This is a genomic window from Streptomyces sp. NPDC027663 (genome assembly GCF_055566415.1).
In genome coordinates this window covers 22,240-36,509 of sequence record NZ_JBVHSK010000004.1, presented here as the reverse complement: position 1 = coordinate 36,509, position 14,270 = coordinate 22,240, and the positions used below count along the sequence as shown (strand labels likewise).

General features: G+C 68.8%; 18 protein-coding genes and 1 tRNA gene. 4 read left to right on the top strand and 15 right to left on the bottom strand.

The window, feature by feature from the left end; all coding sequences use genetic code 11:
- Positions 1 to 71: 71 nt before the first annotated feature.
- The 5 genes from ACZ4SF_RS13420 to ACZ4SF_RS13400 form a co-directional block, all read right to left on the bottom strand.
- A complete protein-coding gene (locus ACZ4SF_RS13420) occupies positions 72 to 398 on the bottom strand; it encodes an AzlD domain-containing protein (RefSeq protein WP_468382643.1) in 327 nt (108 codons plus the stop codon).
- Complete coding sequence (locus ACZ4SF_RS13415) at positions 395 to 1,114, bottom strand: AzlC family ABC transporter permease (RefSeq protein WP_468382640.1); 720 nt, start codon at positions 1,112 to 1,114, stop codon at positions 395 to 397. The genes ACZ4SF_RS13420 and ACZ4SF_RS13415 overlap by 4 nt, the downstream gene beginning before the upstream one ends.
- Positions 1,115 to 1,221: 107 nt before the next feature.
- Positions 1,222 to 1,623, bottom strand: a complete 402-nt coding sequence (locus ACZ4SF_RS13410) for a GNAT family N-acetyltransferase (protein ID WP_468382637.1) — start codon at positions 1,621 to 1,623, stop codon at positions 1,222 to 1,224.
- 74 nt (positions 1,624 to 1,697) lie between these two features.
- Entirely contained in the window at positions 1,698 to 2,471 is a 774-nt protein-coding gene (locus ACZ4SF_RS13405) for a 2OG-Fe dioxygenase family protein (protein WP_468382634.1), read from the bottom strand.
- A gap of 527 nt (positions 2,472 to 2,998) precedes the next feature.
- A complete protein-coding gene (locus tag ACZ4SF_RS13400) occupies positions 2,999 to 3,340 on the bottom strand; it encodes a peptidoglycan-binding domain-containing protein (RefSeq protein WP_468383673.1) in 342 nt (113 codons plus the stop codon).
- Positions 3,341 to 5,685: 2,345 nt separating this feature from the next.
- Here ACZ4SF_RS13400 and ACZ4SF_RS13395 point away from each other — a divergent pair.
- Complete coding sequence (locus ACZ4SF_RS13395; RefSeq protein WP_468382631.1) at positions 5,686 to 7,251, top strand: oxidoreductase; 1,566 nt, start codon at positions 5,686 to 5,688, stop codon at positions 7,249 to 7,251.
- Here ACZ4SF_RS13395 and ACZ4SF_RS13390 read toward each other — a convergent pair.
- The 6 genes from ACZ4SF_RS13390 to ACZ4SF_RS13365 form a co-directional block, all read right to left on the bottom strand.
- Positions 7,248 to 7,472, bottom strand: coding sequence for a hypothetical protein (locus ACZ4SF_RS13390; RefSeq protein ID WP_468382629.1), 225 nt, complete (start codon positions 7,470 to 7,472; stop codon positions 7,248 to 7,250). The genes ACZ4SF_RS13395 and ACZ4SF_RS13390 overlap by 4 nt on opposite strands.
- 118 nt (positions 7,473 to 7,590) lie before the next feature.
- Positions 7,591 to 8,064: a nuclear transport factor 2 family protein gene (locus tag ACZ4SF_RS13385; RefSeq protein WP_468382626.1), complete on the bottom strand. Its 474-nt coding sequence runs from the start codon at positions 8,062 to 8,064 to the stop codon at positions 7,591 to 7,593.
- Between the two features lie 215 nt (positions 8,065 to 8,279).
- A complete protein-coding gene (locus ACZ4SF_RS13380; protein WP_468382623.1) occupies positions 8,280 to 8,663 on the bottom strand; it encodes a hypothetical protein in 384 nt (127 codons plus the stop codon).
- A gap of 33 nt (positions 8,664 to 8,696) precedes the next feature.
- Positions 8,697 to 9,083 (bottom strand): SUKH-3 domain-containing protein, encoded by a 387-nt coding sequence (locus tag ACZ4SF_RS13375; RefSeq protein WP_468383669.1) that lies wholly within the window; start codon positions 9,081 to 9,083, stop codon positions 8,697 to 8,699.
- Between the two features lie 225 nt (positions 9,084 to 9,308).
- Positions 9,309 to 9,385, bottom strand: a tRNA-Met gene (locus tag ACZ4SF_RS13370).
- 119 nt (positions 9,386 to 9,504) lie between these two features.
- The gene (locus ACZ4SF_RS13365; RefSeq protein WP_468382620.1) at positions 9,505 to 9,924 is read right to left on the bottom strand and encodes an arsenate reductase ArsC; all 420 of its coding nucleotides are present in this window, start codon (positions 9,922 to 9,924) and stop codon (positions 9,505 to 9,507) included.
- Positions 9,925 to 10,253: 329 nt separating this feature from the next.
- Between ACZ4SF_RS13365 and ACZ4SF_RS13360 the strand changes: the two genes are divergently transcribed.
- Together ACZ4SF_RS13360 and ACZ4SF_RS13355 are read left to right on the top strand one after the other, a co-directional pair.
- Positions 10,254 to 10,568 (top strand): ArsR/SmtB family transcription factor, encoded by a 315-nt coding sequence (locus ACZ4SF_RS13360; RefSeq protein WP_468382616.1) that lies wholly within the window; start codon positions 10,254 to 10,256, stop codon positions 10,566 to 10,568.
- 62 nt (positions 10,569 to 10,630) lie between these two features.
- Positions 10,631 to 11,428: an aquaporin gene (locus tag ACZ4SF_RS13355; protein WP_468382613.1), complete on the top strand. Its 798-nt coding sequence runs from the start codon at positions 10,631 to 10,633 to the stop codon at positions 11,426 to 11,428.
- A gap of 36 nt (positions 11,429 to 11,464) precedes the next feature.
- Here ACZ4SF_RS13355 and ACZ4SF_RS13350 read toward each other — a convergent pair whose 3' ends face one another.
- On the bottom strand, positions 11,465 to 11,929 hold the full coding sequence (locus tag ACZ4SF_RS13350) for a DUF5990 family protein (RefSeq protein WP_468382610.1): 465 nt from the start codon (positions 11,927 to 11,929) through the stop codon (positions 11,465 to 11,467).
- A 129-nt stretch (positions 11,930 to 12,058) separates the two neighbouring features.
- Complete coding sequence (locus ACZ4SF_RS13345; protein WP_468382607.1) at positions 12,059 to 12,289, bottom strand: hypothetical protein; 231 nt, start codon at positions 12,287 to 12,289, stop codon at positions 12,059 to 12,061.
- Here ACZ4SF_RS13345 and ACZ4SF_RS13340 point away from each other — a divergent pair.
- Positions 12,277 to 12,549, top strand: coding sequence for a winged helix-turn-helix transcriptional regulator (locus tag ACZ4SF_RS13340; RefSeq protein ID WP_468382605.1), 273 nt, complete (start codon positions 12,277 to 12,279; stop codon positions 12,547 to 12,549). The genes ACZ4SF_RS13345 and ACZ4SF_RS13340 overlap by 13 nt on opposite strands.
- Before the next feature lie 121 nt (positions 12,550 to 12,670).
- Here ACZ4SF_RS13340 and ACZ4SF_RS13335 read toward each other — a convergent pair whose 3' ends face one another.
- Both ACZ4SF_RS13335 and ACZ4SF_RS13330 read right to left on the bottom strand, forming a co-directional pair.
- On the bottom strand, positions 12,671 to 12,907 hold the full coding sequence (locus tag ACZ4SF_RS13335; protein WP_468382602.1) for a hypothetical protein: 237 nt from the start codon (positions 12,905 to 12,907) through the stop codon (positions 12,671 to 12,673).
- Positions 12,908 to 13,366: 459 nt separating this feature from the next.
- A complete protein-coding gene (locus ACZ4SF_RS13330) occupies positions 13,367 to 14,257 on the bottom strand; it encodes a hypothetical protein (protein ID WP_468382599.1) in 891 nt (296 codons plus the stop codon).
- Positions 14,258 to 14,270: the final 13 nt, after the last annotated feature.

Below are 14,270 nucleotides of genomic sequence, written 5' to 3'. Positions count from 1 at the left end.
AGGGTGGTGGATGTGTCAGTGGGCGGGGTTGCCGTCAGGTCGTGGTGTAGGTCCGGTCCTGGACGCGGTTGTCAGCCCATGAGCAGACGGAGCAGGGCGAGTGATCCGATACCGAACGCGATCGTGAGGTAGAAGCTCCGGGTGCGCCAGGCCAGGAAGAGGGTCGGCACGGCCAGCCAGAGCGCATAGTTGTCGGGGCTGAGGTCCAAGTGACCAGAAGGGACCAGGAGAGGCGGGGTGAGCAGCGCAGCGATCACTGCGGGCGGGACCTGCCGAAGCCAGGTCACGACGGGCCGGGGCAGTTCAGCCGCCGCGAGGAAGAGTGTGGGCAGCAGCCGTGGCCCGAAGGTCACGGCGGCCATGCCGACGATGGTCAGGGCGAGGGCCGGATCGCTCATCGTCCGTTGTGTCCTTCCAAGGGGGTCTCGGCCGGGAGGGCCGGAGCGTTCAGGGCGACTGCAGGTTCATCGGCGTCCTGCGTGCCGCGTGGCGCGATGGCCAGGCCGAAGGTTGCTGCCGCTGCGGCGGCCAGCACGACCGACCAGTACTCGAAGCCGAGCAGGGTCAGGAGCACGGCGCCGGCGCCGGCGACCACGGCGACTGCGAGGCCTCGCAGGTCTGCGACGATGCTGGTGGCCAGCAGAGCCATGAACATGGCGGGCAGAGCGTAGTCGAGGCCAAGCGCCTCCACGTTGTGCACCAGGTCGCCGGCCAGCGTGCCGAGCACGGTCCCTGCCACCCAGGACGCGTGCACAACGGTGTTGAAGGCGAAGACCTCGGTCCTGGGGCGGTTCGCGCGCTCGGCGTACTGCGCGGAGTGCACGGCGAACGCCTCGTCCGTCAACTCATAAGCGAACGCCGCCTGTTCGACGCGGCTCCAACCCCCCAGACGCGGTGCGACAGAGGCTGAGAACAGCAGATGACGGAGATTGACGACGAAGGTGGTGAGGATCACGGCGTAGGGCGCCGCGCCCACGGTGATGAGCTGGAGAGCTGCGAACTGAGACGAACCTCCGTAAACGAACAGGGACATGGCCGCCGTGGCCCACCCCGGCAGCCCCGCGGTGTGCCCGAGTACGCCGAACGCGAAGGCGACCGGCACATATCCCAGCATCACCGGCAGTGCGAGACCGATACCGACCGCCCAAGGCGCCTGTGCGGTCGACTTCTGCGGCGCCGGCAGGTCGGCTGAACAAGCCGACCGCTCTTGGGAGGCAGCTGCTACAGATCGCATTCGTAGGACCTCTCACCGTGGGCAGGGCTGAAGCCCGCGCTCGCCCACAGGGCGGCAGCAGCGGTGTTGCCGTCGAGGACGGCCAGGGCGACGCGCCGCACCCCCCTGCGGCGGAAGGCCGCAAGTGCGTCGGTTGCCATGACACGGGCCAGGCCGCTGCGCCGGTAGCCCGGCGCGACCACAGCGTGGCTGATGCTGCCGCGCACACCGAAGGAGCCGGCGATCAGCGCGGCCACCACGCGGCCCGAACCGTCATGGACCACTCGGCACAGGTCGGCAGAGTGCGAGAGGTGGCCGCGCAGCAGAGCCGCGTCCTCCCATTCGCAGTAGGCCGTCTGCGGGGCGGCCCTGAGCAGCTCGATCACCTGCCCCACGTCTGCCGTCGTCATGGGGGCCGAAGACACGGGCCGCCAGGCGGCCTCGGACTGGGCTCGCGTGATGAGCGCGGGAGCGGCGGCACCCATCAGACGAGCGTCTCGTACGGGGAGCCGGGCAGCGAGAAGGAGATCGCCAGGACGTCCCGGTAGCCGCCGCGGTCCTCGGCGGCGCTGAGCCCGGTCACGTGGTGCTTCATCCGGCGGTCCTCGAAGAGGAGCGAGTCCAGCGGGTTCAGGAACGTGGCCTTGGCCAGCGGCTCCTCCTCCCAGGTGAAGACGGTGCTGTGGCCGCCTTCGACGTTCACGCGGGAGATCAGGTGCAGTCCGGCCCACGGGTAGCCGTCGGAGTGGATGCCCTCGGGCACCAGCTCGTTGTACTTGCCCGGGTTGATCTCGATGCGGATCTGGTGGACCTGGCACTGCCAGGGGCGGTCGCGGTACTCGTCCTCGATGGGGAGGTTGTCGAAGTCGTAGCGCACGAGGGCCCGGAAGAGCGGATTGAGGAACGTCTGCTCCTCCACGTCGCCGAAGTGGCGCTCGATCCCGCCGACGAAGGAGTTCATCTCCTTGCTCTGGAGGTACGCGACATGGCCGAGCGGCGACAGCTCGCCGGTGGCGGGCACATAGGTGAAGTCGCTGTACCGGCGCGTGCGCACCGCACGGTCCTCACCTCCGAAGTGCTCGTCCGGGGTGAGCCGGCCCCAGGACGCCTGGAGGTCGTCGAAGGCGGCGGCGAGCTCGGGGCTCAGCGTCAGGTCGGAGGCCGGCACTAGGGCGTAGCGCTTGTCGCGCAGCTCCTCGCGCAGGTCGGGGCCTACAGCGGCGATGGTCTCGGGCACGGATATCTGAGCGGTGGTCATCTGGTTCTGTTCCTTGTGCTGGTATGACGCTGAAAGATTCGACGTCGCGACTACGTGGACAAAGACTCCGCGCCGAACGGACTGTGTCCGCTGCCTGAGGTGCCGTCCGACACCTCGGGATCCCTGTGGCGCAGCGCCTCGTGCGGTGCTGACCAAGAGCTTGTCGGGGAGCGATACCACCCGCGTACTGGCCGGATACCAACCGTCCAGAACGTCGCTCGACGGGTGCCGATATCCCGGCTCGTCCCGGCGATGCGGCGGCAACGGCCGCCGTCGTGCCACGACGACGGTCCCGGCCTCACGCCGACCCGTTGGGCCGAGATCCGGCCCCGCCCGCAGTACATCGCCAACCATTCGCGAGAGGGGAGGGCAGCCCTCCCGCTCACCGAGACACAGCCCTCGATGGTGGCCCGGTTGACGTCGGCACCGCGCCAGAGGTTGTCCTTCGTGAGCGTGTCGTCGGTGCGGGTCGTCATGCCACGCCTGGCGCCGCCGTGGATTCCGGGCTACCTGGCCACTGCCGCCGGTTACTTTGTCCGCAGCATGAGGGCAAGACGTGTCTTGGCGCCGTATACCCCGCTTTCGTCGCCGCGGACCCCGTACCGCTTCTGGAAGCGGGTCACGGCCGCTCGGACTTCCGCGTCGTAGCGGCCGTCTATCGCGCCGCCGTCGTAGATGTCCGGTATCTGCTGGAGACGCACTTGCAGCTCGTAGACTCCATGGCCGCTGTCGCCCTGGCGCAGATCGCCGGTGCCCGGGATTTCGGGGAGCGGCGGATCCGATGCGCCGGGCTGAGGCCGGTTCGGCTGCCCTGGAATCGGGGGAGAGGGGTTGTTCGGCGCGGGACTCGCCGGCAGTGGGGCTTCCACGTGCCCGGAAGGCGGAGAGGAGGCCGCCGGATCGGCGTCGTGGTGGATCAGCAGCCACGTGGCGAGTACCAATCCGCTCGCTGCGCCCAGCCCGAAGATTCCGGCGATCCGCAGGTCCCTGCGGCTGGTCAGTCGCCGCTGTCGGCGACTGCTCTTCCTCCTGTGAGCGTGGACGGACGGAGCAGATCCCTCTGAGGTCGCAGGGGCGAACTGCTCGAACGGGACGGCCGGATGGTGGGGGATGTCCGACCGAGCGGTGCCCGGCCGGGGGCTGCTGCTCCGCCCGCTCTCCCGCCGAGGAGCCGGAGTGGCAAAAGCCACGGTCGGCGCCACAGCCTCCGGACCTGTTCCGCTCACTGTCGGCGGCTTTCCCACCGACGGGGGCGGGACGGCCTGCAGCTCTCCGGGCAACCCCGGTGGCTCCGCCACGAAGGTCTCCGGGGCATCGGCTTGGCGCGGGCCGCCGGTCTGCAGTGACTCAGCGGCAATTGGCCGGTGGGGCCCGGGACGCTCTGGTTGCGGAGTTGAGGGCACTCGCCTTACCGGCAGTGCCCCGCCGGATCGGGCGGAATCCGGGGCTGGGGAGGGAGACGGGACCCTGGAGGGAGGCGGGGCCGGGGAGGGAGGCGGGGCTGGGGAGGAATTCGGGGCCGGCTGGTGAAGGCGGTCATTCCCGGTCGGGCGACCGTGCCGGCCATGGGACCGAGACGGGTCCTCCACGAATTCCTGTTGCGCGTCGCGCAGAAGGTCGGCGCGTGCGGCATCCAGAGCATTCAGCACTGCTTGGAAGCGGTCCCTGGTCTCTTGCACGATGTCAGGGCCTGAGGCGGGATTCCGCTCCGGGCTGGCGTCGTCGCGACCCACCGGTTCCTCCTCGGCTTGTCTGGTTTCCGACGGGCCACTTCCTCCTCCGCGGCGGCCAGTTCCGGGTGTCAAGTTCTGATCACCGCGAGGCTGCTGCGCAGGGCGCCCGGCGACGGGTTCGGATTCCCCTTCTTCCTTCTCCGGAAGGCAATACGCAGGCCCGCGGCTTTGTCTTCATCCCGCGGCCGGTATGTAACCCACGCCTCATGCGAAGCCACGTCCACGGTTCAGGACGCATCCCGTCCCGCAGAGCCCCGCAAAGGCGGTCAACACGCCGTCCCGGCCATCACCCGCACAACGCGAACGAAGCCGCCGTCGTGTCAGGCATCGTGCCAGGCCAGGAGCACCAGCGCGCCGCCGTTGCCGGCGGGGCCGCGGCTGCCCGTCGTGCCTCCGGGACTGTCCCGCGCCCCGGGCAACGCCTTCGGTCTCCGCACCGCGCTCGCCGGCGCCGGGTTACATACCCCACATGCCGGCCGGCGATTGAGTACTCGTCCGATCCGTTCCGTTGACCCCGATAACCGGTCACGCACCGCAGACCGGTAGGTGAGGTTCGCACACATTCAGCCTCACCCCGTCGACTCAAGGATTGAGAACGGCCGCTTCATGGACTACTGCACTCCGTGCAACCGCACGCTCAACGGCGCCGTGACCTGCCCCGAGTGCGGGGCGTACGACTCCGGCATGACACAGCTGAGCGAACGCAGAGACGGTGCCCCAGCCGTCGACGCGGCGATGCCGGAGGCCCGCTTCGACGGGGGACCGGGCTCCTCCGAGCCCTCCCTCCCCGGGCCGCCGACTCCTTCACAAGACCTGCCGGCAGACCGGTACGACCGTCCGTCGCGGCTGAAGAAGTATGCCGTCGGATCTCTCGCCGCAGCCGCTTTCGCCGCCATCGGAGGCCTGGCCACCGCATCGGTGCTGCTCCAGTCGACAGCTCCACGAGCAGTTTCGGCCCCGGAGCCGTCCCTCGTAGAGCCCGAGACCAGCGTCACCGATTCGCCCGGTCCAGCGGCTTCGGCAAAGCGAGTGCCCACGCACCCAGCGCGCAACGGCGTCCGGGACCGGAACAGCGACGGGAACCGGCGCCCTCGGCCGACGGCACCTCGCAGCAAGTCACCGGCGGCCTCACGGCCCTCCGCCGTCACCACCAGTGCGCCGCCACCGGTGAAGGAGAGGCCGACCCCTCGACCCTCCGGCAGCAGCCGCCCGAGCGCGCCCTCGCGGACGGCAACCCCCTCCACGCGGCCCTCTGCCAGTCCTTCTGGCAGCGTCAGCGCCACTCCTACCAGCAGTGGCTCACCGAGCGGCAAAGGGGAAGCCGGCCGCTGAGGCACTTGTCGGTGCCCCGGCGCAGGCACCGACGAGCACACCGACGATCAGATGCCGGCAACACACACCCATGACTACGAGTTGACCGGCCGGCGCAGACCGATGGTCCGGCGCTCGGTGCGGGCCGAGAGGATCACTACTCTGCACGAGTGCTTTCCTACGACGAGTTGACTTCACCTGAGCGTGAGCTGTGGGACGCGTTCCCCGAGGGGCGCAGGGTGGACCTGCGTACGGGTACGCCGGAGGGGGACCGGGTCGCCGACGGCGGACGGTGGGGACCCGAGCGGACGGTGCGGGCGACGGTGATCGCGGCGTTGTTGCTGGGCGCGAACGCCGGGCAACCGGGGGCGGTGGCGCGTCTCAGGCTCACCGGGGCACGGATCTCCGGACGCCTGGACCTGGCCGGCGCGCAGCTCGTCCATGCCCTCTGGCTGGAGGCATGCTGGTTCGAGGAGGCGGTAAGTCTCCTCGGCGCGTCGACGCAGACCCTTGTGTTCACCGACAGCCGGATACCCGGCATCGAGGCCGATTCGGCCCGTGTCGAAGGCAACTTCTCCCTGCGGCGCTCCGTGGTGGAAGGCGGCGCCCCCACACCCTTCAACCGTGTGAGCACCGCCCTGTCGCTCACCGACGCTCGTGTGAGCGGCGCCCTGCTCCTCAACGGGGCCGAGCTGATCGCACCCGACGGGTGGGCCCTGTCGGCCGGCGGCCTGGCCATGGAAGGGGGCGTCTTCTGCCGAAACGGATTCGTCGCACACGGGGAAGTCCGGCTGATGGGGGCGCGGTTGCCGGGCAGCCTGGCCATGCAGGGCGCCCGCCTGGAAGGACCCGGCCCACGCGGTGTGGCCCTCACCCTCGACAACGCCGTGGCCTCGTCGCTCAAGTTTTCCGAGGGATTCACCGCTAACGGCACGGTACGGCTGCGCGGCACCCAGGTCGGGGACAACGTGACCTTCGACGGAGCCGTCCTGAACGGCCCGCCCACCGACGACGGAAACAGCCCAGCCCTGATCGCCATGCACCTGCACGCCGTCGACCTCGATCTCACCCTCGCCCGACGCCCGTCCGGCACCCTCGACCTGCGGGGCGTCCAGGTGTCGTACCTCCACGAGAACGAGCACAGCTGGCCGGAGAGGGTGGAGCTGGACGGCTTCGTCTACGGCTCCATCAAGTCGGCGGACGCGAACGACGAGCGCCACGAGGCCGTGGGCGACCGGGAGTCGGTGGCCCGACGCGTGGCATGGATACGCAGCAGCCCGGGCTACAACCCACAACCGTACGAGCAGTTGGCGGCCTGGTACCGCAAGGCCGGGCACGACGACGACGCCCGCCGCGTCCTCCTCGCCAAGCAGCGCCACCGGCGCCGCGCACTGTCCCCGGCAGCCCGCGCATGGGGCCATCTCCTCGACGTGACCGTCGGCTACGGCTACCGCCCCTGGCTGGCCGGCGTCTGGCTCCTTGCGCTGATCCTGCTGGGCACAGTGTCCTTCGGCACTGACTCCCCCCACCCGGTCAAACCAGGCGAAGGCGCCCCGTTCCGGCCCCTCGTCTACACACTCGACCTCCTGATCCCCATCGGGGGTCTGGGGCAGCGCACGACCTGGTACTGGTCGAACGACAGTCTCCAGTGGCTGGCCTACCTGCTGATCGCCTTCGGCTGGGTGCTGACGACCGCCGTCATCGCGGGTGTCACCCGCACCCTGCAGAAGAACTAGCGGGCCAGAGCTGAGCCCAGGCGTCGCCGGCAGATCAGTGCGCAGCCCGGACCGAGGAACGCTTCCTGGATGTCGTCGCGCATCTCCCTGCGGATCCGAAGGCGGCGGAACGAGCGCAGGTGAGCGAACGCGCGCCCCGCGCCCCGACGCCGGGCGCCCGGGCCGGAGCCGTGCTCGGTGCCGCGGCAGGCGATCGGCGGCTTCACGCCAAGATCCCACACCAGCCGACGGTACTGGTCCTGGCCGTAGCCGCGGCCGGCCGGCACCACCTCCCGGCCGCGGCACCGACAGGACAGTCCCCGACTACGTCGCTCACCCGTGTCTGAGGCCCGAGCGGGCTCACTCCTCGGCTGCTCCTTCGAGCCGCTCGGTCGGGCCGGCAAAGGCCAGATGCAAGGAACGAGATCTGAGAAGCCAACGGCCTTCGGCCTTGAGGAACGTGTCCTCGTAGTGACCGACCTGCGTAGGAGCCCGCGGAGGCACGAAACCACCGGTATGTCCGTCGACACGGTACGTCGTGAAGTAGGTGGTCGCGGTGGCTGTTGCCTCGGATGTGACGGTGACCAGAATGTTCGTACATATCCGGCGTGAGAGCCGGTCCGTGGGCCGGCCGCTGAAATACGACCGAAGTGCGTCACGGCCCTGGATCCGACGGTCGCCTTCCGCCCACTCCCAAAGCCCGCCCTCCGTGAACAGATCGGCCACGTCGCCCGGGTCACCGAGGTCGAGCTTGTGGACGAACTCGATGATGAGGCGTTCGCAAGCCCGCTCGGCGAACAGCCGGTCTGTGGGATCCAGTGCTTCAGTCACCATCCCCATGTCGTATCAGGAGGATCCAGGGCACCGCGACAGCATTCTGACGTCGCGCGCATCCGCGAACACCTTCGTCGTGCTCGCTCAGACCTTGCCGTGAGTTCGTCATGAGTGGCCGTACCCAGTCCGTGGTGGCCGGCAGGCAACTCGGCCGCTGTCCAGGGCGTCGCCCCTGGCGAGGGCCAGGAAACGACTGGTCCGCCGCTTGTGGCTTGTCAGCGCGCCAGCAGGATCGCGACGGCCACCATGACGAGTACGGAGGCGCCGCAGAATGCGAGGTGTGAGCGCGGATAGTCGTACTGCTCGCGTGTCACGCCGCGGTTGATCTCGTGGGCCCACTCCGTGAACAGCTTGCGCGTCGGATATACGCCGATCGTCAGCCCGATGAGCGCGAACGAGCACACGGCGAGCATGTCTTCCAGAGCGAAGCCGCGCCACGATCCGTACGCCACCGCGCCGGTGCCGCATACCACCCAGATGAAGGGGTACACCGTCCAGACTCTCTGGATCGGAATCCATTTCGCCATGGCGGAGCAGTGGATCACAAGGGCTGTGATGGCCAGCAGCCACGGCCACTCTGTGGCAACCGACGTGAGCATGGACTTCCCCCTAGTCGTTTGAACCCGCAAAGGCTAACAGCGAGGTGGGAGGCAGTTGGCGAGCCAGTCTGCCTGTTCCTGACGATTGACGCCGCCATCGCCATCCACCACATGCGCCAACGCCGCTACGAAGGTCGAACCCAGCGGCCACAGCCAGTTCGGCCCTACGGCGACGACGCGACCGCTGGCCGCGATGTACGACCTGAACTGGACCGACCACATGCCCAGAGGGCTGTAGTTCTCTCTGCACCGTCGCCTCAGCGTGGATGCATCCTCGGCGGCGTCGATACAGGCGTCAACGGGGTCCAAGTGCAGTGAAGAGCCGGGGACGCGGGCCGAGGAACCAGCAATCGTCAGCCCGCCGAACTCGGCCCAGACCGTCATCGCCACGTCGTTGGGTTCGAACCCGGCATCCGGCAGTTGCTGTGTCCAGCCTGCGGCACATCAGGACCAGCAGGCAGGGCTACCGGCACGGAAGGCACGGAGATCGGTTACGGCACAACCCGCAGGCGATCACTCTCGGAAGTCGTACCGCCGCATTCCAGGCAAGGGTGGTCCCCCACCGCTCTCCTGACGTCAAGCCGTCCCACGTGGCCTCAGATGCTTCCGGCCCCCTCGACGTTTGTGTCGAGGGGGCCGGTGCGTTGGTAGCGGGGACAGGATTTGAACCTGCGACCTCTGGGTTATGAGCCCAGCGAGCTACCGAGCTGCTCCACCCCGCGTCGGTGAGCCCAGCTTACGTCATGTTCTGGGCGGGGCTTACCCGGACACGGGCGGGGCAGGAGGCGCGCGCGAGGCGCCTGCAGGGGACTCGAGACCCGGGACGGAACCCTGTCCTGTGTCACGGCTTCTGCTGGGCGTCGATCTCGGCGATCAGGGCCTCGACGCGGGTCTTGATCTCGTCGCGGATGGGGCGGACGGCATCGACGCCCTTGCCGGCGGGGTCTTCCAGGGCCCAGTCGAGGTACTTCTTGCCGGGGAAGATCGGGCAGGCGTCGCCGCAGCCCATGGTGATGACGTAGTCGGACGCCTGGACGGCCTCGGTGGTCAGGATCTTCGGCTTGGCCTCGGAGATGTCGACGCCGATCTCCTCCATGGCCTCGACAGCGGCGGGGTTGACCTGGTCGCCCGGCACGGAGCCGGCGGAGCGGACCTCGATCCGGTCTCCCGCGAGGTGGGAGAGGAAGCCGGCGGCCATCTGCGAACGCCCGGCGTTGTGGACACAGACGAACAGCACGGAGGCGAGCGGGCTGGAGGACATCGGTTCTTCCTTCGTGAGTGAATCAACAGGGGTACGGGGGTCGGGTTCAGCGCGACGAGGTGTGTGCGGACGCAGACGCGGGCGTGCTCGGCGAGGCGCGCGTAGGGGTCGATGATCAGGCGCTGGATGGTCTCCGGGGCGAAGCGCCGCAGTAGCGCACCCAGAGTCCGGCGACACCGGTCGCGAGGCGTGCGTCGGGCAGGACGGGGGCGGGGACGCGGTCATGGGAATCCCTTCGGCGCATGGGTCCCCACTCATGCTGGGACGCGGGGGCCCCGAGGATCAGCCCAGGCTGGTATCAGCCATGAGTGATGTGAGAGTATCAGTCCATGCTGACATCAGTCGACACTGATCTGTTGCGGGTTCTGGCCGACCCGCTCCGCCTCCGGATCGTCACCTTGCTGGCCAAGGAGACGCTCTGCAGCACGCACCTGATCGAGGAGACGGGGGCCAAGCAGACCAACCTCTCCAACCATCTGAAGGTGCTGCGCGAGGCGGGGATCGTGGAGACGGAGCCCTGCGGCCGGTTCACCTACTACCGGCTCAAGGCTGACGTCATCGCCTTGCTTGCCGGACAGTTCGCCGACCTCGCGGAGACCGCGCGCGCCACCGCAGAGGGCAACGTCAAGCGGTCCTGTCCCTGATCTTCCGGCGCCCGTCCGTCGCCGCGTCCTGTCGCCTTTTCGAACGCACCGAGGAGCCCCCGTTGAGCGCCACCGAGGCCACCGAGCACGACAGAGCCGAGGAATCCGCCATAGCGGTGGACGCCGAGCCGCAGCCCGCCCCGGGGCCCCCGCCGCAAGCCCCTCCGCTGATCGCCAAGGCCGCCGCTGAGCTGGTCGGCACGGCGGCGCTCGTCGCGGTCGTGGTCGGCTCCGGCATCCAGGCCACCGGACTGACGAAGGACGTGGGCCTGCAGCTGCTGGCCAACTCCACGGCCACCGTCTTCGGTCTCGGCGTCCTGATCGCCCTGTTCGGCCCGGTCTCCGGTGCGCACTTCAACCCGGCCGTCACGCTGGCCGAGTGGTGGACCGCGCGGCGGGGCGGCGCCGGTGTGAGCCTGCGTGAGATGGGCGTCTACGTCCCCGCGCAGATCGCCGGCGCGATCGCGGGCTCGGTCCTGGCCGATGCGATGTTCGGCGAGCCCCTGGTGAAGTGGTCCACCCACGACCGCTCCGCCGGACACCTGCTGCTCGGCGAGGTCGTCGCCACGGCCGGCCTGATCCTGCTGATCTTCGGACTCGCCCGCACCGACCGGCTGCGCTTCGCCCCCGTCGCAGTCGCCTCCTACATCGGCGCCGCCTACTGGTTCACCTCGTCCACGTCCTTCGCCAACCCTGCGGTGACGATCGGCCGAGCCTTCACCGACACCTTCGCGGGCATCGCCCCCGGCTCGCTCGCCGGCTTCATCGGCATGCAGCTCGTCGGCGCCGGGGTCGGGCTGGCCCTGGTAGCCCTCATCTTCATGCCCGGCCGGATGACCAAAGAGCAACAGATCGTATGACGCCGGCCTCGCAGGCGGCCGTGACAGCACGCGCTTCTAGTCGTCGGCCACGGCGATCCAAGTGATGGCCGGGGGCACGACCCGTGCGCACAAGGGGTTGCCGCATGCGTCGGTCAGGCCGAGGCGTGCGACGAGCAGGCCCGTGCGGCTGGCCGCAGCAAGCGTTTCAGCGGGGATGGCGTCGAGCATGAGCTTGGCGCGGCGGAACATCGTGAAGGTACCCGCATCGTCGACGGTGCCCCATGACAGATAGATGAACCGTTCGCCCGGGCGGCCCTGCACGTGTGGACCTTTCACGTCGGTGCCGGTCGATGACGTGGTCGTGGTGCACTCCAGGGTCCAGCTCGCCGAGGAGGCGTTGCCCGGCTGGCGACCGAGGAGTTCGGCGGGACGGCCGCGGCGTTGCACGGCGACGTGGATGTTGCGGTACGGCTGGTCGTTGCCCTGGTCGGGGGCGCAGCTGAGGCCGGGCAACTGGTCGGCTTCGATGCGGATGCGCATGCCGGTCATCCTCCTCCCCCTGCGGCGGGCTCCGCCTCGTGCAGCCGATGCGCGAGGCAGAACAGGACGCCGGTGCCGTCCCAGCTGTCGGGGCGGAAGCCGCCTGTGGGGGTGCGGCGCGCGGTCGGGTCAGCAGCAGGGGGCGGCATGGCGGTTCTCCTGGGCGAGGTCGGTGAACGGCAGGGGGCAGCGGGGGCTCGATGCACACTCGGTCAGATCGTCACACCCGGCGTCGACGGCGGTGACCAGGGTGGCGCGGATGGCGGTCAGATCGGCGATCTTCGCATCGACCTCGGCGAGTTTGGCCGCGGCGTGCTGCTCGGCGAGGGGGCCAGCCGTTCGGCGAGTTGCGCAAGGCACTGCCGAGAACGAGCCCCAAAGAGCTGACCCGAGCACTGCGCTCCCTCGAACGCGACGGATTCATCACCCGTGACGCCGACTCGGACTCCCCGGGCTACAGCCTCACCCCCCTCGGCCACAGCCTCCTCGCCGTCCTCTTGAACGTCTACGCCTGGACCGCCGAACACTGGGACGAACTCATCGACGCCCGCGAGCGCGCAGATGCAGATCGCGAAGAGAACGGCTCGCCTGTCGACAACGTCCTGACCCGCAACAACTAGAGGCGACGGGGGAGTCGGCAGTCCGGCGAGCATCAGAATCTTCGGCCAGGAAGCGGGCACCACTGTCGCGCGTTCGTCGCGGACAATGGGCAAGGTCATGCCGATGCAGGCTTCTCTGAACTTACTGCCGAGCCGTACTCGTACCCACGATGTCGATGGCCACTTGAAGCGGTGTCTCCGCATTCCCAAGCAGCGCCCGGGTGATTGCGATCGCCGGGATGATGCTCACACCGCGCTCGGCCAGGAAGCCCTGGACAGCTTCCATTCCGTCACTTTCGAGGATTGGTCGGGACTGCTCGACCAGCGCGACCCAGCGTGCGGCCTCTTCCGGGCGCAGTCCGATGACGTGGTCAAACATGGCCCTTCCTTCCCGTGCTGCGCTGATGGGATGAATCACGTGCCGTCAGCGCTGATCGCTTCACTCAGGACGTGCATGCACCGCACCATTGTCGGATCTCCTGGCTGGTCATCTTCTGATTGTCGCAGCTCACCTCCTGCTCCTCCGGACCATGGTGGGGAGTCATGGCCGGGATGGCGGCTCTGCGCAGGCCGGCCGCGGGGTGGGAGGACCGAGGTCGTGCCCTGCCGCTGATGTCCCACGCCCTGCTGGAAACCTGGCGGCGCCCTGACCATCCAGGCCTACGAGGCGCCGGACGGACTAACAGGCCATAAGGCCAGTAGCTTGTTCACGACTTCCGGTAGCGGCTGCTTTTTTCGCGCTGGGAGTGGGACTCAGTCTCTGCCGTGCTCGATGCTCGCGAGAACGGACAGCACGCGGTATGCGGCGTACCTGCCGGACGTCTGTGTGGGGGCCGGGTCACCAGTCGACGTGCGCGGCGATCCATCTCGTCAGGCTGTCTTCGTCGTCCGCGGGCGGCAGGTCGGGACCGCACGCGAGTGGCGTATAGGACAACTGCAGGTGGTTGAGGTAGCCGTAGGGGCCGTTGTCGGCCGCTGGTCCGAGGACCAGGGCATGGGTGGGTGTGCGCCAGATGCGGTGCGTCAGCGCGGGGCCTGTGACCAGCACTTCGGATGACAGAGTCGTCCGCTCAGGGGCTGTGCCGAGGTGCTCCGTCACTGCCTGCGCCGCCTGTGCGAGCACGGTCTCGCAGTCCTGGTCGGTACCCGGTCGCCGGCCACTCCAGCCGGACTGCTGCTGCCAGTCGTCCATGAGGCCGTACAGCCATGGGCCGTTGGTCATATCGTCGTCTTCGGGGTCGACGGGGTAGAGCTGGCCGAAGACCAGGAAGTGCCGGGCGTCTGAGCGCCCGAACGGGCTGATGCCGTCGGTGCACAGCACATGTCCGTATCCGGTGCGGAACGAGTCGCAGACCAGTTCGTGTTCCCAGCTCCACCCGCGTCGCTGTACCTCCGCGTCGACAGCGTCGACATCTTCAGGGACATAAGGCGAGGTTGGCAGTGCGACGAGCTCGGCGACTGCCGAAGCGGTCAATGGGCGGTGGGCGAGGGCATGTACGGGTATCGGCACGCGGATCACTCTAGGACCGGACCGCGCTGTCGGGGACTCGGGTTCTGGCGCAGCTTCCGTGCAGCGAATGCGAAGAGCCAGGCGCTTGCCCGCTTCATGTTGCTCGTGCCGATGGCGGCTGCCCATGTGTGCCTGCCGGATGCGCTGGGCGAACATGCGGGTGACAGAGTTCAGGACCTTGGGATCGGCTGCGGTCGGACCGTCCGTGTTGATACTCACGTAGGCAACAACG

What these genes read in the sequence shown, in the direction of transcription:
- ACZ4SF_RS13420 (WP_468382643.1), bottom strand. Translation starts at nt 398, where the DNA reads ATGAGCGATCCGGCCCTCGCCCTGACCATCGTCGGCATGGCCGCCGTG.
- ACZ4SF_RS13405 (WP_468382634.1), bottom strand. Translation starts at nt 2,471, where the DNA reads ATGACCACCGCTCAGATATCCGTGCCCGAGACCATCGCCGCTGTAGGC.
- ACZ4SF_RS13335 (WP_468382602.1), bottom strand. Translation starts at nt 12,907, where the DNA reads ATGTTTGACCACGTCATCGGACTGCGCCCGGAAGAGGCCGCACGCTGG.
- ACZ4SF_RS13385 (WP_468382626.1), bottom strand. Translation starts at nt 8,064, where the DNA reads ATGGTGACTGAAGCACTGGATCCCACAGACCGGCTGTTCGCCGAGCGG.
- ACZ4SF_RS13365 (WP_468382620.1), bottom strand. Translation starts at nt 9,924, where the DNA reads ATGTCCTCCAGCCCGCTCGCCTCCGTGCTGTTCGTCTGTGTCCACAAC.
- ACZ4SF_RS13380 (WP_468382623.1), bottom strand. Translation starts at nt 8,663, where the DNA reads ATGCTCACGTCGGTTGCCACAGAGTGGCCGTGGCTGCTGGCCATCACA.
- ACZ4SF_RS13415 (WP_468382640.1), bottom strand. Translation starts at nt 1,114, where the DNA reads ATGCTGGGATATGTGCCGGTCGCCTTCGCGTTCGGCGTACTCGGGCAC.
- ACZ4SF_RS13410 (WP_468382637.1), bottom strand. Translation starts at nt 1,623, where the DNA reads ATGACGACGGCAGACGTGGGGCAGGTGATCGAGCTGCTCAGGGCCGCC.
- ACZ4SF_RS13360 (WP_468382616.1), top strand. Translation starts at nt 10,254, where the DNA reads ATGCTGACATCAGTCGACACTGATCTGTTGCGGGTTCTGGCCGACCCG.
- ACZ4SF_RS13350 (WP_468382610.1), bottom strand. Translation starts at nt 11,929, where the DNA reads ATGCGCATCCGCATCGAAGCCGACCAGTTGCCCGGCCTCAGCTGCGCC.